Genomic DNA, 18968 nt, shown 5'->3' on the forward strand with positions numbered 1-18968 from the left:
ACATTACTGATAGCTTAGAGCGGAAAGCCGTGGCAGAATCGGAATCAAACGAGGGGGAAGCAATGAAAGCCATGGTATTGAAACAGCTCTGCGATCTTAAAGAAAACCAGGTTCCGCTGGAATTAACGGAGCTGCCCGTTCCGGTTCCCGGCGACCGGGCAATCCTGCTGAAAGTTTCGGCCTGCGGGGTTTGCCACACCGAACTGGACGAAATTGAGGGACGGACGCCTCCACCGCGATTACCGATAGTGCCGGGGCATCAAGTAGTCGGGCGGGTCGAAGCGGTCGGCAACAAGGTAAATAGTATTAAAATAGGCGACAGGGTGGGAGTGGCCTGGATTTTTTCCGCTTGCGGCAAATGCAAATTCTGCTTGGCGGGCAATGAAAATCTGTGTCCGGTTTTTACTGCGACAGGTCGTGACGCCAATGGCGGTTACGCCCAATATATGACGGTTACGGCGGATTTCGCCTATGCCATCCCCGAGACATTTTCCGACGTACAGGCCGCACCGCTGCTTTGCGCCGGTGCAATCGGCTACCGCTCGTTGCGCCTGGCCGGGCTGAAGGACGGGCAACGGCTGGGACTGACCGGCTTTGGCGCATCGGCGCACCTGGTGTTGAAAATGGCGCAGCACCGGTATCCAAACAGCGAAATTTATGTGTTTGCGCGAAGCGCGAAGGAAAGGGCGTTTGCCGAGCAACTGGGGGCGGTGTGGAGCGGAGACACCGTGGAGCGGGCGCCCAATAAACTCGATTGCATCATCGATACCACCCCGGCATGGGAGCCTGTCGTTGAAGCCTTGGCGAACCTCGAATCCGGCGGCAGGCTGGTGATTAATGCGATCCGCAAGGAAGGCGACAAGCACGGCCTGCTGAACCTGGATTATCCCTTGCATCTGTGGCAGGAAAAAGAGCTAAAGAGCGTCGCCAACATCACCCGGCGCGATGTAAAAGAATTTTTGACCATGGCCGCGGAAATGAAGCTCCAGCCGGAGGTTCAGGTGTTTGCATTGGAGCAGGCCAACAAGGCCTTGCTTGAGCTGAAGACAGGGAATATTCGCGGCGCGAAGGTGTTGAAAATTGATTAACTTGAAAACCGCAGTTGGGCGGATTGCACACGCATGAGCATTCCAAAATCCCGTTCGCCCTTCGACAAGCTCAGGGCGAACGGGATTTTGGAATGCTCAACTTAGGTTTTTAGGGTTAAGCGTACAGCACGGCAATGCGCCTTCTATAAGTTTCGGACAGATTATTTCTTGCCGGCTACCGGATCAACGCCAACCAAATGCTGCAACTCTTTAGCCAAGGCGATATACGGAAACAGGTTAACCGGCACGGCGCTGTTGATTTCCTGGTAAATGCGCCGGTATCGGCTGATTTTATGTTTTTGGTCCGGCCGGTCGAAGTAATCGGTGCAGCTTTCGGCCTTGCTTGCGAGGATAGCCTTGATGGTAAGGCCCACCATGCGTTTGATGTCCTCTTGCAATTCATTCAATACCTTTCGTTCCCAATAATCGTGCATCGGTAGCTTCGCCAACTGATCATAAACCGGGTACAAACCCAGATAGCCGGTGATTTCATTGAACAGTTTCAAAGTAGTGACAAAATCCTGGGCGGTTTCGGCGGCCAGCGAGACGATCAGCGGGAAATCGTCAAGGCTGGCTATAAACGCCATGTCCAGCGCCAGTTGCTCGGGGATGCCGTCTTGCCGGTATTGCGCCAACTGCTCGGCAAACTCGGAACAATCGGTCTTGAAATATTGCTTATAGCCTTTTAGATAACGTTTATAGCAGTTGATGGTCTGATCGTTGGGCCGGATTTTTCTTCGTTGCATTAAGGCCCAGCGGCAAAAACCGGCCAATGTAGTTTCCAGCTGCATCAATAAGCGATATTGCTTATCGACCGGCGCGTTATGGTCCAGCGCATTAATCGCCTGCCGCAACGCATCGCCGTCTAAAACCCGGTCGAAAGTCAGGTAACAGGTGACATGATCGAGTGTGCCGTCGCTGTCGGCGGCCAGGCTTAAAAAGCCGCAACCGGCTTGGTTGATGATTTTATTGCTGATCAGTGTGGCTTTGATTTCACCGGCCAAGGGATGGCTGGAAAGTTGGTCTGCGTATTGTGTGGCAAGCTGTTTCGGAAAATAGGCCTGCAAATAACAAGTGCAGCATTCTTCCTGCAGCAAGGCCGATTGATCCTGTATCAGCTGGGTCAGGTGCATTTTGCTTGCGGCCATCAGTACCGCAAGTTCAGGCCGGGTAATAAGCTGTCCGGGCCTGGACATCACGTCTTTGACGTGTGGAAAACATTCCGCGGCTCTATCGAAAGAACCGGCGGATTCCAACTGTTCGGCCAGTTGTAAAAAAACCGCCGGGTTTTCTTTGCAGCGCAGTTGTTCCAGCGACAAGCAAAGGCTTTGGGCGATATTGTCGGCCAGTACCAGACGGCAAACCTCCTCGGTCATGCTGATGAATAACGGTTGATAGTCGGCTATCAGACCTTTTTTTTGCAGACCGGTCAGGAAGATTTTTAAATTCACCTCATGATCGGAGGAATCGACGCCCGCCGAGTTATCGACCGCATCGGTGTTAATGCGCCCGCCCTTCAGGCCGTATTCAATGCGCGCTTTTTGGGTAAAGCCCAGATTGGCGCCTTCGCCAACGATGCCGGCGCGCAAGTCCGCCGCATTCACCCGCACGTTATCATTGGCCCGGTCGCCGACCTCTTCGTTCTTTTCGGTGCCGGCTTTGACATAAGTGCCGATACCGCCGAGCCATAATAATTCGACCTGAGCCGTCAGCAGGTAGCGGACCAGGGATTCGCCATCCAGTGTTTTGTAGCGGATGCCTAACCATTTTTTCAATTCGGCGGAAACCGGAATATCTTTGGCCGATCTTGGATAAACGCCGCCGCCCGCCGAAATAAGCGTCCGGTCGTAATCATTCCAGCTGGAGCCGGGCAACTCAAACAGGCGCTTGCGTTCATTAAATGCGGCATCGCCATCGGGCGGATTCGGGTCGATGAAAATATGCGATCCGCTAAAAGCCGCCAGCAACCGGATGTAGGGCGACATCAACATGCCGTTGCCGAACACGTCACCATCCATGCTGCCGATGCCGACGACGGTAAATGCTTCGTGTTGTATGTCTTTGCCGGCAGGACGCAGGTAAGAGGGCTGATCAGGTGCGGCGGCTTTGTCTAATTCGCGAAAATGGCGTTTTACGCATTCCCAAGCGCCGCGAGCGGTAATACCCAACGCTTTGTGGTCGTAACCGTGAGAGCCCCCGCTGGCAAAGGCATCGCCCAGCCAGAATTGATATTCCGCCGAAACGGCATTGGCGCTGTCCGAAAACTGCGCCGTGCCTTTATCGGCGGCGACGACAAGATAGGGGTCGGGATTATCGTAACAGACGATGCTGTTGGGCTGGACGATCCTGTCGTCGACATAATTGTCGGTCAAATCAAGCAAGCCGCGGATGAAGGTGAGATAGGCTTTTTTCGCCGCTTCTTTGACGTCCAGGCCGTTGCTTGACAACGAGTGCTTTAATCCGCTCTTTTTAAGCACGAAACCGCCTTTGGCTCCGGTCGGTATAATCAGCGCGTTTTTGCTGATCTGGGTTTGCATCAAGCCCAGAATTTCGGTCCTGAAATCATCGGGCCGGTCCGACCAGCGTATGCCGCCGCGGGAAATCTTTCCGTTGCGTAAATGTATGGCTTCCATATCCACCGAATGGACATAAATCTCGTTTTGCGGCTTTGGCGATGGCATATCGATGATGCCCAGGCTGTTAATTTTAAAAGCGATGAAATAATCCGGCCGGTCGCGGCGCAAATGAAAATTACAGCGCATGGTTGCGTCGATCAGGTTAAACAGGGTGCGCAGAATCCGGTCGTCATTAATATCGGAAACCGAGGCAATGCTGCTTAGCAACTGCAAACGCAACGGAAATAAAGCCTGTTCCTCCCGAATCATCGGGTCGTCCCAGTCGGGATTCGGCCTGAACCGTACCTCAAAGTAATTAAACAGGCCCAGCGCGGCCTGCGGGTTGTTAAGCAAGGCATGATGAACGCTGGCCCGGGTCGTTTGGTGGCCCAGTTGCAGGAAATAATTCCGGTAAGCCCTGAGCACGTCGATTTCCTGCCAGGTCATTCCGATCAGCACACACAGCTTGCTGAGCGCGTCGTTTTCGACCATGCCGTCCATCATCATCTGAATGGTTTCCAGCATCCGGCATCTTAACTTGGCGAATGAAGCGCACTGGCTTTTGGCGGCCTTGATCGTAAAGCTTTTTATAAACAAGGTTGTGCCGGCAACCGTAACCGGAAACTGCACCTGATCCATGATCCGTAAATGCATGTTTTCCAGAACCGGGATATATTCGTCCAGATAGCGCGGTTGCAGGCTGTAAAAATGCAGCCGGTAATGATCGGTTTTTTTGCCGGGACTCAGCAGGCTGATGCGCTGCCGACAGGATGCAGACGAGGGGATTGCGCAGGACGCCAGGACTTCGTCGAGATACAGCATATCTTTTAGCGCATAACGCGGCGATACCTGCGCCCGGTATGCGGCCGAAAATGTGGCATGGTATTTCTGCCACAAGGCGTGACCGGCTTGCTTGCCCAAAGCTCTTTCAGCGATACGTTGCAAGGCTGCCGGCCATGTTTTGCTAGGTCTGTTCATGCTTATACGGTAGTTGTAAAAAGTAAAGAATGCAACACCATGTTTTGAGAGATTGACAGATGCTTTGTTTTCATTCCATTCGTATTTGGGTTGTATTTAGCATACGATGGGAAGTCGATAGTTGTGGCTGGAAAAGAGTTGATGCATCGCCGTTAGTACAAAATTGAGTTGATTTTGCCGTTCAGATTTTTAAAAAGGCTGCTTTTTTATGTCGAATTCAAATTAATTAATCTATGGTCGGCAAGCTAGGGAGCAGCTTACCTAACTGAGTAATTAACACCATAGTTGCATGGTAATTTCAATTATTGTTAGCAAAAAACGCCTAACTTTTCACAGTAAAAAAATTTTATTCAATACTGCTCTACACTGCTCAAAAACAATAAATATCTTTATTGTTCAGTGCACTCAAGACATTCCATACGAAAAAACAAATTATTCAGCTCAAAGAATACTCTAACGCCGAAAGTTTGGCGTACTAATTGCCTTACTCTTACTGTGCAGCATATCGTTGCACATAAAATCCAATTACATCTGTAATTTATTAACATTTTTTAGGAGACGCCGTCATGGCTAAAGTTCAAAAATCAACTGACTCTTCTAGTTTAGCTGAAGTAGTAGACCGCATTCTGGACAAAGGCATTGTTATTGATGCCTGGGTCAAGGTTTCATTGGTCGGTATCGAATTGCTGTCGATAGAAGCACGCGTTGTGATTGCTTCTGTTGAAACTTATTTGAAATACGCAGAAGCCATTGGTCTTACCGCCAGTGCAGCTACTCCAGCTTAATTAACCAAAGAGTAAGAGTGACCAGCCGTTGAGTATTCAGCGGCTTGGGCGCTTTCCACCGCCTCAAGCTTACTGATTGGGGTTTTACTAAAGTGATGACCTAAGGAGAACACCTATGGGACGCTTAACAGATGATATGGCGCAGTTGCGTAGAAACATTGACAATAGTCGTGAATCCCGTTTAGCTCAACAAAATGCGCGGGTTTCCAGTGTAAACGCACAGATTGCTGACTTTGCTGCTACCCGGGCAAGGAATGGAGTGCGAGATGCTCACATGCGGGCAGCGTTTGTCACCGATAATACCAATGATGTTAATCGCTTACTGAATGAATTTCGGCATACACATCAAGTGATGGGGCGGCAGGGCCGCAAAGACCGTGCCGCTTTCTTGACCGATATGTCAAAGAAGACGCTAGATTTATTAGGCAGCTTTAAGGCTAATCGTAACAGTATGGCTGAACGCAGTGCCAAAGAAAGAGCGGTTTTCATTGCCGACATGACTAACAATGTTGCCGCTTTTATCAAAGATGCCGCACAGGACAGAGCCGGGGCTCATGCTGTATTTTTCGGCACAGCCACGTCTAAAAAAAAAACAGCATTCCCAGTATAGACATTCATCTTAATGAGACTCCGACTGGAAGTGTTGAAGGTTTGTTAAGCCAACATGAAGCACATGGAAGTGTACAACCTGTACTAACAGACGTTGAGCAAGCAGCTGTGCCGTCATCACCACATGCAGAGCACTTTGGATCGATAGACGTTGCTTCCGAGCGTACAGAAGCGGGTGAAATCAAAAAGCCTAAGAAAAAACCTAGTGAGTTTTTTGGCGCGAAGAAAGGCAAATAGGGATATTGCCGCTGTCGCTCACAAAGAGCATGTGTGCAGATGAACAGCCTACATAGAAAGAAACAAGGTTATAAGGTTATTGGGAATGCAGTTTCTCACTGAACTAATAACTTTTTCATAGACCTTTAGCGCTAATTAGGCACTAAAGGTCTGGTTGTGGTGCTTTTATCAGTCGCATCGACCGAACATCTTCTCTAGACAACTCTGATGATATTTATCCAGAGCTTCAGTCCCACCAGTGTGGGGAACCTATACCGATTAGTACAGGAGTATTTTTATGATTAAGCAAAATACCGTTTCACATTATACCGTAGAAGATGATCTCGTCGTTCCAGAAGCGAGCGATCATTTTGTGCTGACTTCTTATGTAAAAGATATTATAGATCGCGCGTTGGTTTATTTACACGCAGGCTATCCCGTACATTTTGCCGGTCCATCGGGAACAGGAAAAACGACTTTAGCATTTCATCTCGCTGCACAATGGGGTCGCCCCGTCACCTTGTTGCAAGGTAACGAAGAGTTCGTAAGTTCCGATTTGACGGGAAAAGACATTGGCTATCGCAAAAGCAGTTTAGTCGATAATTACATTCATTCGGTACTTAAAACTGAAGAGCAGATGAACCGCATGTGGGTGGATAATCGTTTGACGACCGCGTGCCGCAATGGCGATATGCTGATTTATGATGAGTTCAATCGTTCGAAGGCGGAAACCAATAACGTGCTGTTATCGGTGTTGTCCGAAGGTATTTTGAACTTGCCCGGTTTACGCGGTGCCGGGGAGGGTTATATGGATGTACACTCAAGCTTTCGCGCTATTTTCACCTCCAATCCAGAAGAATACGCGGGTACGCACAAGACCCAAGACGCCCTGATGGATCGAATGATTACCATCAATATCGGTCTTGCGGATCGGGATACCGAACTACAAATATTACATGCGCGTTCTGACTTGGAATTAAACGAGTCGGCATATATCGTTGATATAGTCAGGGAGTTGCGTGGCAATGAACATGAAACCAAACACGGGTTACGCGCAGGCATCGCCATTGCCAACATCTTGTCCTTGCAAGGAATGAAACCGCGTTATGGCGACAAGTTATTCCATTCTATTTGCTACGATGTTTTGAGCATGGAAACGGCTAAAATACAACGAGCCGGACACTCGATCTTTCATGAAATGGTCGATGATGTTATTCGAAAAATTTGTCCGCCAGTGGGGCCAGCAACAATCAAAACATCCACACAAAAAATGAAAGTGGTGGAGTAGTCATGGCAATCAGTACGCGTCCTCCTCGGACAATCTCAGATATAAAAACTCACTCAGGACGGGGTAGCGGTGACCACCAAACATACCGAGACTATTTTCAGGTCGGTGCGTTGGAATTGGAGCGTTGGCGGCGGATACGAGAACGTGAGGCCGCTTCATCGCGTATAGCCAGTATCGATAGCCGTATAGCCGATATTGACAAAGAAAAGGAAATGTTGCTTGCAGCCGCTGCCTGTGCGTCGATTGACGACAACGGTAAATCAAAGTCAACTGAGAAGAAAAAATCTTCCGGTCTGCGAATCAAATATTGAGGCGGTCATCATGAACAAAATTCGCACCCTCGCTCATATCCGTACCCCGCATATGGCGAAGAGTTTTCGCGCTTGCGTCAACATGACGGGGAAGCCACAAATTCTTGCCGATTTAGGACGTATTTATTCAGAAGAATATCGGCGATTAAACCGCATGCAGATGCAGCACACTAGAGGCAAACGCATTTTACTAAGGAGTGCATTGTGAACATCGATAAATCCAGAAGTTATCGTGCTAAAGTGCTTTATGCTCTTTGTGCTTCCGACGACTCAAAACCCAACTACAAAATACGCGGACTGGAATCTGCGTCTGTTTATGCCATCGATAAAAACGGTTTAAGAGCCGTGGTCAGTGATACGCTTAGCACCCGTTTACGCCCGGAAAGACGCAATATTACTGCGCATCAGGCTGTATTACACTCGCTGACGGAAGAAAATACCGTATTGCCGATGCGTTTCGGCGTCATTGCACGCAATGCCGAAGCCGTACAAAATTTGCTGGCCTCCAACCAGAAGACCATCAGAGAACATTTTGAACGTCTAAATGGGCGCGTGGAAATGGGCTTACGCGTTTCTTGGGATGTCACCAATATTTATGAATATTTTGTTGCTTTGCATCCAATCTTGAGCGAAACGCGTGATGAAATCTGGAATAGAGATTCCAGAGACGGTAATCGCCGCGAAGAGAAGATTCGATTGGGTAATTTATATGAATCATTGCGTAGCGCGGATAGAAAAGAATCGACTGAAAAAGTAAAAGAAGTATTGTTCGATTATTGCGAAGACATTATTGAAAACCCTGTTAAAAAAGAAAAAGATGTGATGAATCTGGCGTGTTTGGTAGAAAGAAAACGGCTGGATGAATTCGCCAAAGGCGTTTTTCAAGCCTCAAAGTTATTTGATAACGTTTATTTGTTTGATTATACCGGTCCGTGGGCGCCGCATAATTTCGTTACTCTGGATTTACATGCCCCCACAGCAAAGAAAAAAGCGTTGCCGAGCGAAAGCGTTCACCCTGATTGAGGATAAACCATGCTGCTGGTCGATGACATACTGTTTTCTCCTATTAAAGGCATTATGTGGATTTTTCGGCAAATTCACGAACTGGCCGAAGAAGAATTGGCTGGCGAGGCGGATCGTATTCGTGAAAGTTTGACAGAGCTTTATATGCAACTGGAAGCGGGGCAGATCACCGAAGAAGAATTTGAACAACAGGAAGCCGTACTACTCGATAGATTAGATGCGCTGGATGAAGAGGATGACATGATAGGAGATGCCGAGGATGAGGACAATGAGGACGCGACAAAATGAAACCTGCGATTTATCCAGAATTTTTACAGCCGTCACTGCTGAAATTGGTCTTCTTCGGCGGTAAAGGCGGTGTAGGAAAAAGCACCTGTGCAAGTGCGACCGCTTTAAAGCTGGCGCAAGAACAACCACAGCATCTTTTTCTGCTGGTTTCTACCGATCCGGCGCACTCCCTGAAAAATATTCTTTCCAATCTGGTGTTGCCCAAGAATCTGGAGGTGCGCGAATTAAATGCCGCCGCTTCCTTGCATGAGTTCAAAATGCGACACGATGCCCTCCTGAAAGAAATCGCTGATCGCGGTACTTTCCTTGACAAAAACGACATTCAAGGCTTAATGGACGCCGCGCTTCCAGGCATGGATGAATTGGCGGCTTATCTTGAAATAGCCGAGTGGATTGAACAGGATACCTATTACCGCATCATTATAGATACCGCGCCTACGGGGCATACATTGCGGCTTTTGGAAATGCCTGACCTGATTCATCGGTGGTTGACGGCTTTGGATACCTTGCTCGCCAAACACCGCTACATGCGAAAACGTTTTGGCGGCGATAATCGATTGGATCATTTGGATAATTTTTTATTGGGCATGAGTGATTCGCTAAAAGCCATGCACAGTCTGATGACCGACACAGAACGTTGTTGTTTTATTTTAGTAATGCTGGCGGAGACGATGAGTGTGGAGGAAAGTATTGATCTTGTCAGCGCCTTGAATAAACAGCGGGTGTTTATCTCCGATCTGGTGGTCAATCGATTGTTTCCTAAAAACGATTGTCCAATCTGTTTAGCTGAACGCAGCAGGCAAATGCTCGCGCTTAAAAGCGCCCTTAAGCTTTTACCGGGACACCTGTTTTGGACGCTGCCTTTACTTGCCGCAGAACCAAGCGGCAAATTACTTTACTCACTGTGGTCAGAGGTGCGTTTACTTGATGAAAACGAAGTCATAACTACTACTGCCTATAGTCATAAATTGCCCTTGCATGTAGAAAACCCCATTCAGCTGCCTGCCAGCACATTACGGCTATTGATTTTTGCCGGCAAAGGCGGTGTGGGCAAGACGACCTTGGCCTGTGCCACGGCATTGCGCTTGCATAGCGAATATCCGCACAAACGTATTCTATTATTCTCAACGGACCCCGCGCATTCGCTTAGCGATTGTTTGGGGATAAGCGTACAACGGCACCCTACTTCAGTCCCTTCGGCTACGCTTCCTTCGACTACGCTCAGGACGGAGTTGGTTGAAATCGATGCACAGGAAATTAATGCGGAAGCTGACTTCAAAAAAATTCGGCAGGACTATCGTGCAGAATTGGAAGATTTTTTGCAGGATGCTTTACCGCATCTGGATATTACCTTTGATCGTGAAGTGATGGAACACTTACTCGATTTGGCTCCCCCCGGACTGGATGAAATCATGGCATTGACCACAATTATTGATTATCTCGATAGCGACCGTTATGACATAATAATAATAGATGCCGCGCCTAGCGGGCATTTACTACGTTTACTGGAATTGCCTGAATTGATTCGAGATTGGCTGAAACAGTTCTTCTCGTTATTGCTAAAATACCGCCAGGTCATGCGGTTGCCGCATTTATCGGAACGCTTGGTACAGCTCTCACGCGAATTAAAAAAACTACGCATTCTGTTGCAAAACATCGAACAAACAGAAGTGTATGCCGTCACTATTCCGACTCAATTGGCGATAGAAAAAACCAGTGAAATGCTATGCGCACTACAGCGGCTAGGCATGACGGCAAAAGCGTTGTTTATCAATCAGATTACACCCATCAGCGGTTGTGCATTGTGCCAGGCAATTAATGCGCGTGAATCATTGCAGCTCAAACGCGCGCATGACATTTTTCCTGACCAGCCGCAAGCACAAATTTTTCGGCAAATAGAGCCTACGGGTTTGGATGAGCTAAAGGCTTTGGGTTCGGCGTTGTTTCTATAAACTATGAGTATATGCATTATGTCTATGAATCGGCAGTATCAGGATGAACAGCAACAAGTTTCTCTGTGTGAGGCATTGGATCGCATTCTGAACAAAGGTGCGGTTGTTGTTGCTGATGTAACCATTTCAGTCGCTAATATTGATTTGATTTATTTAAGTCTACAAGCTTTAGTCGCTTCTGTAGAAACAGGAAAACGTTTACGTGGCAGGGAGTAAGACAATGACAACGAATCACCTGTTTCCAGATTATTCCAGGGTTGATTTACCACCGCAAACAACGCAACAACCGGATGTTCAAGGTAACAAGCGCAAAATAGAAATCGATGGTGAACGCGTTCGTAATGGTTTGGCGCAACTCGTTTTAACACTGGTTAAACTGCTGCACGAACTGTTGGAACGCCAAGCTATTAAGCGTATGGATTCGGGTTCGCTCAGCGATGAAGAAATTGAGCGCTTAGGTTTGACGTTAATGCGGCAAGCCGAGGAACTGGAACATTTACGAGAGGTTTTTGATCTTAAAGACGATGATTTGAATTTTAACTTAGGCCCATTAGGCCGATTACTATAAGGACGAGTGTGATGAACAATCCTGTGAAGCATAACAATACTATCGACATAAATGCAGCAACGCGTGGATTGCTACTGCGTATGGGCAATACTTGGTTTGAACAAGATGAACTATGGCAAGCGGTAGATGTGTATCTAAAAATTATTGAGGAATATCCTGACAGCGAGGAAAGTGAAGCTGCTCAATCCAGTTTGATGAGCATTTCCCGGGGTTACGAACAGGATGGCTTGTTACGGCTGTCGCTGAATGTACTTGAACGAATTGAGCAAGCGATGACGACGACCGTATAGCTAGCGTACTGTTTTAGTTGACCACTACAGTTCCTGCGTTGCGTGACGCCGAGCGTTACTGACGGTATCCCCACGCCAAAGCGTGAGAATGATGAAAATGTGGCTTTGAGGCCTTTAGGTCGACTACTGTAAGGATTTACACCATGAGCGATAACAAAAGATTAACCCACTCAACCAATTCGACTACCGTAGCCGATTTGTTAGAACGATTGCTGGACAAAGGTATCGTCATCAGTGGCGATATTCGAATCAGGCTGGTTGAAGTAGAATTGTTGACATTGGAAATTCGCCTGCTTATTTGTTCGGTAGATAAAGCGGTAGAAATGGGGTTAGACTGGTGGAGCGGTAATCCTGCGTTTGATTCCAGAGCCAGGATAGCATCATCTTTACCCGCGACAGAGTTAGAAGAACGTCTACAGCGTCTGGAAGCTCGTTTGGAAGCTATGCCGACCGTTATCGAAGAAACACACACATAAGGATTGCCTTTTCATGCGTGCACTGATTCATTTTCCCATTATTCACAGCGCTAAGGATTTAGGATCACTGGGCGGAACGGTAAGCAATTTGCTGACTGAGGAACAAGCACACGAGCATCTTGCCGCCATTGAACATTTCTGGACAATGATCGCAACAACGATTGAAGGTTTAGGACTGGATTATACCAAGTTGAAAATCTATCAAGATGGTTTGCCTGTTTGCGGAAAAGAAAATGAAATAGTTGCGGATGTCGCTAAGTCGGGTAGTCAGAATTATACGTTATTACTCGCTTTACAGCATAAAGGGGCTATGTTGGTGGGAACTGAATCCCCCGAATTGTTATTACAAGAACATGCCTTAATGACGCAATTGTTACAGTCTACGGAGCGAACCGAATCTTCTTTGGAAACAGCGCAAGCATTATTGGATCAGCGAGATGATTATATTGCTCAACGTATTAATGAAACGTTGCAAGACGACGAATTAGCGATACTTTTTTTGGGACTAATGCACAACATTGAAACGAAGTTACCCAAAGACATCGTTCTCATTCAACCATTGGGGAAACCCGGTGGCATCCAGGCAAGGAGAGAATAGCTGCCAGAATACTTAACATATCATACATATAGAATATTTATGGTTTCGGATGGTTTTGCTGACATCATAGCAGCTTCTTTTTTTGGTGTTTCAAGCTAAGTATTTGGCCCCCAGTTTAATACATTAAGAAGTCGGGCAATGTTTTCTCTGCCCTCTGTTTTAACGTAGGTGTTATTCTACGCGTCCATTGCAAGCGGTAACCATTACTAGCAATAGAGCCTAATGACGTAAGTAATTCAGCACTTAACCATCACATCTTGAACAAATGGATTTATTAAATGAAAAGCATTGATCCTGGCTATGTTTTGATAATTGATGACGACAAAGATATTTGTGATCTGCTGTCGCATCTCCTAGAAAAAGCCGGCTATGAAACCCAACAAGGTTACGACGGCGACATGGCGATAAAATTATTGTCTCAACGTGAACCTGATGTGCTGCTACTCGACAGCATTATCCCTAAACACAGCGGTATGGCAGTATTAGCCAATACCCATGCGCTGTACCCGCAACTCCCCGTTATCATTATTACCGGCAATGTTGGCATCCTCAGTGCCGTTTGTGCTATTAAAGCAGGCGCCTGGGATTACATTCCCAAACCGTTCGACAACAATCGAGTATTAGAGCTGGTGAACCGCGCTATGCAAACGCGCGGCGGTAAACACCATTCAAATTGCAAAGCCAGCAGAAATACTAAAAACCGTATCGCTGCCATGATGGGTAATAGCCCAAATATTCAATCTGTTGTCAGAGATGTTATTAACGTGGCACACACGGACTTTTCAGTTATTATTCAAGGCGAAACTGGAACAGGCAAGGAACTGATCGCAAAAAACATTCACTTAGCCAGCCAACGCGCGACTGGCGTTTTTATTCCCATCGATTGTGGCGCTATACCGGATTCGCTGATCGAAAACGAATTATTCGGCCATGAAAAAGGCTCATACACGGGTGCGGATCGCGTACAAGCGGGCAAGTTTGAAGCTGCTGACGGCGGTACGTTATTCCTGGACGAAATCGCCAACATGTCATTATCCGCACAATCCAAATTATTGCGCGTACTACAAGAACGCGTTGTTTATCGTATTGGCGCGACTAATCCCATTCCGGTCAATGTGCGCGTACTTGCCGCCAGCAATGAAGGATTACTGGACGCTGTGGTTAAAGGGAAATTTCGTGAGGATTTATATTACCGCTTGAATGAATATACCATTTGTATCCCACCGTTACGCAGCCGTCATGAGGATATTCTATTTTTAGCCGATCGCTTTATGACAGAAACCTGCATTGAGTTAGACAAAACACCGCTCGATTTTTCTGTTGCCGCTAAAGACATGCTTCTACGCTATCAGTGGCCGGGTAACGTGCGCGAATTACGCGCTGTTATTCGTCGTGCTGTTTTAGTATCCGAAAAAGAGATTGCTGCTGATGCCTTGGCTTTGGTTATAAATGGGATAGAACTGTCACAGCCGACAAAAGAACATCATCTAAACACTGTGTGGCATTTTTGTCTCGAAGGGTCGTCCCTCAAAGAGATCACCCAGTTAAACATTGATCAAATAGAACGTATTATTATTAAAGACACCCTGAAAAAAACAGGCAACAACAAGGCGGAAGCGGCGCGGCGTTTGAATATTGACTACAAAACGCTGCATTCTAAACTCAAAAAAATCAATGCAGCCGAGGTAAACAAATCATGAGTAACAAAAAAGGTAACGTGGCGGGCAATGTCGAAGGCATTTTACGCGGCTTAGGCGAGTTGGTGGAAAAATTGGCGGAAACCGGCGAACAAATAAAGCGTAGCGGTGCGTTCGATATCGACACGAGCAGCGGCAAAAGTGCTAAGGCGGTTTACGGTTTTTCCGTAAAAATGGGTTTGGATGAGAACCAGGAAACGCGCGTAGAGCCGTTCGGCAATGTACGCCGAGATGAGCAAACCGGCGAAACCACAGTGCAGGAAGTGTCTGAACCGCTGGTCGATGTCATCGAAGAAAGCGATCATGTTTTGGTATTGGCGGAAATGCCGGGGGTTGCCGATGAGGATGTGCACTTAGACTTGAACGGCGACATCCTGATGCTTCACGCTGAAAGAGGCAGCAAGAAATATCATAAAGAAATCGTGTTACCGCGTTCGTTTGATAGCATGGCTATTGAACGATCTTGCCGTAACGGCATTTTGGAAGTCAAACTAAGAAAGTGAGGCGTTGATGTCTGAAGAACTCAAGCTCAAAGTAGTTGAAGCCTTGCCCAAAGATATTGGGCGAGGTTACGCCCGTTTAGACCCCGCCGATATGGCTAAATTGAATTTGGCTGTTGGCGACATCGTGCAGGTAAACAGCAAAAAAGGCAGGGGGATTGCCAAGTTGATGCCGACTTATCCCGATATGCGCGATAAAGGCATTGTGCAATTGGACGGCTTGACACGGCGCAATGCAGGGTTGAGCATAGATGAAAAAGCGCAGATCGAACCTGTCTCATGCAAACACGCTACGCGCATCGTCCTTATTCCCACTACGATTACGCCTAATCAGCGTGATTTGGCTTACATCGGCAGTCTACTCGACGGCTTGCCCGTGCAGAGAGGCGATCTGTTACGCGCACATCTGTTTGGCAGCCGTTCTGCCGATTTCAAAGTCGACAGCACCGCGCCCGCAGGTGCAGTGCTGATCAATCCGACTACTACACTGGTAATCGGCAAGTCAGACGAGGCTAAAAATACGGGCTACAGCGCACAGCGTTTATCTTATGAAGATGTAGGGGGCCTTAAAGGTCAAGTGCGGCGCATTCGGGAAATGATCGAGCTGCCGTTACGTTATCCCGAAGTCTTTGAACGTTTAGGTATAGACGCTCCCAAAGGTGTGTTACTTACTGGCCCTCCGGGATGTGGCAAAACCCTAATTGCCCGTATTATTGCGCAAGAAACCGATGCACAGTTTTTCACCATTAGCGGCCCGGAGATCGTACATAAGTTTTACGGTGAAAGCGAAGCCCATTTACGCAAAATTTTCGAGGAAGCAGGACGCAAAGGGCCCAGCATCATTTTTCTGGATGAAATTGATTCTATTGCACCGCGCCGCGACAAGGTAGTCGGTGATGTGGAAAAGCGTATCGTTGCGCAATTGCTCGCATTAATGGATGGGCTTAAGAGCCGGGGCAAAGTTATCGTCATCGCCGCAACCAATTTACCCAATGCAATTGATCCCGCGTTGCGTCGTCCAGGGCGCTTTGACCGGGAAATTACCATTCCCATTCCAGACCGCGAAGGTCGCCGCGAGATTATCGAAATTCACAGCACAGGAATGCCGCTCAATGCCGATGTTGACTTGAACGTAGTTGCCGATGTCACCCACGGTTTTGTCGGTGCCGATTTGGAAGCCTTATGCCGCGAAGCCGCGATGAGCGCTTTACGTCGTTTACTGCCTGAAATTGATTTCAGTGCCGCGGAATTACCTTATGACCGTCTGGCGGCGTTGACGGTAACGATGGATGATTTTCGTGCCGCTTTGTGTGAAGTATCACCGTCAGCGATTCGTGAGCTATTTGTCGATATTCCCGATGTGCGCTGGGAAGATGTCGGCGGTTTGGATGATGTGCGCCGCCGCTTGATAGAGTCCGTGGAATGGCCGATCAAATACCCCGACCTCTATCTGCAAGCGGGCGTGAAACCGCCTAAAGGCTTGCTGTTAGCGGGCCCGCCCGGCGTAGGGAAGACGCTGATTGCTAAAGCCGTCGCTAATGAAAGCGGTGTTAACGTCATTTCAGTCAAAGGGCCGGCACTGATGTCGCGCTATGTCGGTGATTCTGAACAGGGGGTGCGAGAACTGTTTCACAAAGCCCGTCAGGCTTCACCGTGCATTATTTTTCTCGATGAAGTCGATTCTGTCGTCCCCGCTCGTGGTGAAGGCGCGACCGATTCACATGTTGCTGAACGGGTGTTGAGCCAATTTTTATCTGAAATGGATGGCTTGGAAGAACTCAAAGGCGTTTTCGTTATGGGCGCGACTAATCGTGCGGATTTGATCGATCCTGCGATGCTGCGTCCGGGACGCTTTGATGACATCATCGAACTGGGCCTGCCCGATGAGGATGCGAGGCGGCAAATTCTGGCGGTGCATTTGCGTAATAAGCCTTTAGCCACGAATATTTGTGCCGAAGATTTAGCCGCGCGTTGTCACGATGCCAGTGGTGCCGAATTGGCGGCAGTGTGTAACCGCGCAGCGCTAGCGGCACTGCGCCGCGCAGTGCAACAAAGCAAAGAGGCTGTCCTGAGCCAGTCGACGGGCGATGAGGAGCCAGTAAAATTGACTGTACGCATTGAACAGCACGATTTTGACGAAGTGATTGCAGAAATGTTTGGCGATAAGGGGAATAACAGTGATCACTGATGCGCAGACCACTCAAGCCATTTATCTGTATGGTTTTACTTTGCCAAATTCAGTCGCACCGCCGATTTTGGGAGTCGATAATCAGCACCCGATTGGCACACATCAATGCGCTGGGTTGAATGCGGTGATCAGTTCGGTGCCGCTGTCTGATTTTACCGGTGAAATCGGTGAAACCAATGTACAGAATGTCGCATGGCTAACGCCGCGCGCCTGTAGGCATGCTCTAGTTGCAGACAGATTAATGGTTCAAGGTCCGGTCTATCCTTTACCATTTGGTACGCTGTTTTCCAGTTTGATCGCATTGGAGCAGGAAATGCAATGCCGCTCTGTAGAAGTGTTAGATGTGTTGCGGCACATAACAGGCTGCCAAGAATGGTCACTGGAAGCAACACTGGACCGTAAACAGGCGGTTGATTCTTTATTCGCCGAAGGTCTGCACTCCGGCCGCTTTTGTTTGCCTGAAGCCGCGGGCCGCCGTCATCTGGAAGAACAGAAATTACGCCGCACCTTAGCCACTGAGTTGAACGACTGGCTGGCACAATGCTTGACCTCGCTGCAAGATGAATTGCATCCCTTGATGCGTGATTTTCGCTCACGGCGGCTGTTGGATGATAAAGTTTTGCATTGGGCGTATCTCCTCTCTGAGGAGAAGGTCGCCGCGTTTCAGCAGCAAGTCACTAACATTGCCGACCGCTATGAAACCTACGGTTTTAGTTTTCGAGTGACAGGCCCGTGGGCAGCCTATAGTTTTTGCCAACTTGTTGCGTCATGAGCCCCCTTCGACCAAGCTCAGGGCAGGCCACTTCGACAAGCTCAGGACAGGCTTCGACTACGCCCAGGAGCGCCTTGTTACTGTATGGGATTGTTGCCGAAGATGCACCGCTGGCAGCCGAACACGGGATGCAGTTGATTAAAGCAGCGAAGTTAGCTGCTATAGTCAAATCTGGCGAACCGGAAATCAGTCACGAGTCGGCTGTAGTGCTGGCTTTTGGCGAACAGGTAATGCGCATTCATCAACAAACCGCGCTCATTCCTATGCGCTATGGCAGTGTGTTAGCAGACGAATACGCGGTAACACAGCATTTACTCAACCATGAGGAGGGTTACCGAACACGATTAGCAATGCTTGCGAATTGTGAAGAAATGGGTATACGGCTACCGTTGGATTCGGCTTCGGATAATGCCGTTACCATGCCGCAAGTTAGCGGTCATGACTATTTGCTGGGGCGGAAACGCGCTTATGCTGTCCCCGAACATGTCGAACAGCAAGCTACCCTGCTGAACAATGCGTTGACAGGACTGTATCGACAACACTGCGCGGAAATCAGTGTTTTTAATGGACAGCGTACTTACCTGTTGAGCTATTTAGTGCCTCGCACCGAATTACAGGCATTTCGCGACAAGTTAAATGCCCTGGCCGACAGCATAACAGATATAGGGTTCATCAGCGGGCCTTGGCCTCCCTATAACTTCGCCAGCTAACTGATTAACAACAGCC

At 48.2% G+C, this 18968-nt stretch carries 20 protein-coding genes; 19 read left to right on the forward strand and 1 reads right to left on the reverse strand.

Annotated elements, in window-relative coordinates; genetic code table 11:
- The first annotated feature begins 62 nt into the window (after positions 1-62).
- Positions 63-1088 (forward strand): zinc-dependent alcohol dehydrogenase family protein, encoded by a 1026-nt coding sequence (locus B0F88_RS14595; RefSeq protein WP_104424667.1) that lies wholly within the window; start codon positions 63-65, stop codon positions 1086-1088.
- 161 nt (positions 1089-1249) lie between these two features.
- On the opposite strand, the gene B0F88_RS14600 is transcribed toward B0F88_RS14595, so the two are convergent.
- Entirely contained in the window at positions 1250-4681 is a 3432-nt protein-coding gene (locus B0F88_RS14600) for an NAD-glutamate dehydrogenase domain-containing protein (RefSeq protein ID WP_104424668.1), read from the reverse strand.
- A gap of 566 nt (positions 4682-5247) precedes the next feature.
- Here B0F88_RS14600 and gvpA point away from each other — a divergent pair.
- The 18 genes from gvpA (at position 5248) to B0F88_RS14690 (ending at position 18952) form a co-directional block, all read left to right on the forward strand.
- On the forward strand, positions 5248-5466 hold the full coding sequence (gene gvpA / locus B0F88_RS14605) for a gas vesicle structural protein GvpA (protein WP_021013972.1): 219 nt from the start codon (positions 5248-5250) through the stop codon (positions 5464-5466).
- A 115-nt stretch (positions 5467-5581) separates the two neighbouring features.
- Entirely contained in the window at positions 5582-6076 is a 495-nt protein-coding gene (locus tag B0F88_RS14610) for a hypothetical protein (protein WP_104424669.1), read from the forward strand.
- 513 nt (positions 6077-6589) lie between these two features.
- Positions 6590-7579, forward strand: a complete 990-nt coding sequence (gene gvpN, locus B0F88_RS14615; protein ID WP_104424670.1) for a gas vesicle protein GvpN — start codon at positions 6590-6592, stop codon at positions 7577-7579.
- Positions 7580-7581: 2 nt separating this feature from the next.
- Positions 7582-7890 (forward strand): hypothetical protein, encoded by a 309-nt coding sequence (locus B0F88_RS14620; protein ID WP_104424671.1) that lies wholly within the window; start codon positions 7582-7584, stop codon positions 7888-7890.
- A gap of 10 nt (positions 7891-7900) precedes the next feature.
- Positions 7901-8098 (forward strand): hypothetical protein, encoded by a 198-nt coding sequence (locus B0F88_RS14625; RefSeq protein WP_104424672.1) that lies wholly within the window; start codon positions 7901-7903, stop codon positions 8096-8098.
- Positions 8095-8913 carry a GvpL/GvpF family gas vesicle protein gene (locus B0F88_RS14630; RefSeq protein ID WP_181049914.1) on the forward strand — a complete coding sequence of 273 codons (819 nt, stop codon included), beginning with the start codon at positions 8095-8097 and terminating at the stop codon, positions 8911-8913. Before B0F88_RS14625 ends, B0F88_RS14630 begins: the two co-directional genes overlap by 4 nt.
- Before the next feature lie 9 nt (positions 8914-8922).
- Positions 8923-9201 (forward strand): gas vesicle protein GvpG, encoded by a 279-nt coding sequence (locus tag B0F88_RS14635; RefSeq protein ID WP_104424674.1) that lies wholly within the window; start codon positions 8923-8925, stop codon positions 9199-9201.
- The gene (locus tag B0F88_RS14640; protein ID WP_104424675.1) at positions 9198-11153 is read left to right on the forward strand and encodes an ArsA family ATPase; all 1956 of its coding nucleotides are present in this window, start codon (positions 9198-9200) and stop codon (positions 11151-11153) included. The genes B0F88_RS14635 and B0F88_RS14640 overlap by 4 nt, the downstream gene beginning before the upstream one ends.
- A gap of 18 nt (positions 11154-11171) precedes the next feature.
- A complete protein-coding gene (locus B0F88_RS14645; protein ID WP_219820870.1) occupies positions 11172-11369 on the forward strand; it encodes a gas vesicle protein in 198 nt (65 codons plus the stop codon).
- 4 nt (positions 11370-11373) lie between these two features.
- A complete protein-coding gene (locus tag B0F88_RS14650; protein ID WP_104424677.1) occupies positions 11374-11721 on the forward strand; it encodes a gas vesicle protein K in 348 nt (115 codons plus the stop codon).
- An 11-nt stretch (positions 11722-11732) separates the two neighbouring features.
- On the forward strand, positions 11733-12011 hold the full coding sequence (locus tag B0F88_RS14655; protein ID WP_146083358.1) for a tetratricopeptide repeat protein: 279 nt from the start codon (positions 11733-11735) through the stop codon (positions 12009-12011).
- Between the two features lie 143 nt (positions 12012-12154).
- Positions 12155-12487 carry a gas vesicle protein gene (locus B0F88_RS14660; RefSeq protein WP_104424679.1) on the forward strand — a complete coding sequence of 111 codons (333 nt, stop codon included), beginning with the start codon at positions 12155-12157 and terminating at the stop codon, positions 12485-12487.
- Between the two features lie 13 nt (positions 12488-12500).
- Positions 12501-13085, forward strand: coding sequence for a hypothetical protein (locus tag B0F88_RS14665; protein WP_104424680.1), 585 nt, complete (start codon positions 12501-12503; stop codon positions 13083-13085).
- Between the two features lie 278 nt (positions 13086-13363).
- Positions 13364-14785 carry a sigma-54-dependent transcriptional regulator gene (locus B0F88_RS14670; protein WP_104424681.1) on the forward strand — a complete coding sequence of 474 codons (1422 nt, stop codon included), beginning with the start codon at positions 13364-13366 and terminating at the stop codon, positions 14783-14785.
- Positions 14782-15285, forward strand: coding sequence for an Hsp20/alpha crystallin family protein (locus B0F88_RS14675; RefSeq protein ID WP_104424682.1), 504 nt, complete (start codon positions 14782-14784; stop codon positions 15283-15285). The genes B0F88_RS14670 and B0F88_RS14675 overlap by 4 nt, the downstream gene beginning before the upstream one ends.
- A gap of 7 nt (positions 15286-15292) precedes the next feature.
- Complete coding sequence (locus B0F88_RS14680; protein WP_104424683.1) at positions 15293-17470, forward strand: CDC48 family AAA ATPase; 2178 nt, start codon at positions 15293-15295, stop codon at positions 17468-17470.
- The gene (locus B0F88_RS14685) at positions 17460-18242 is read left to right on the forward strand and encodes a GvpL/GvpF family gas vesicle protein (RefSeq protein ID WP_181049915.1); all 783 of its coding nucleotides are present in this window, start codon (positions 17460-17462) and stop codon (positions 18240-18242) included. Before B0F88_RS14680 ends, B0F88_RS14685 begins: the two co-directional genes overlap by 11 nt.
- Positions 18239-18952, forward strand: coding sequence for a GvpL/GvpF family gas vesicle protein (locus B0F88_RS14690; protein WP_104424685.1), 714 nt, complete (start codon positions 18239-18241; stop codon positions 18950-18952). The genes B0F88_RS14685 and B0F88_RS14690 overlap by 4 nt, the downstream gene beginning before the upstream one ends.
- Positions 18953-18968 lie beyond the last annotated feature (16 nt).

The sequence above is a fragment of the Methylobacter tundripaludum genome (assembly GCF_002934365.1).
GTDB lineage: Bacteria > Pseudomonadota > Gammaproteobacteria > Methylococcales > Methylomonadaceae > Methylobacter_A > Methylobacter_A tundripaludum_A.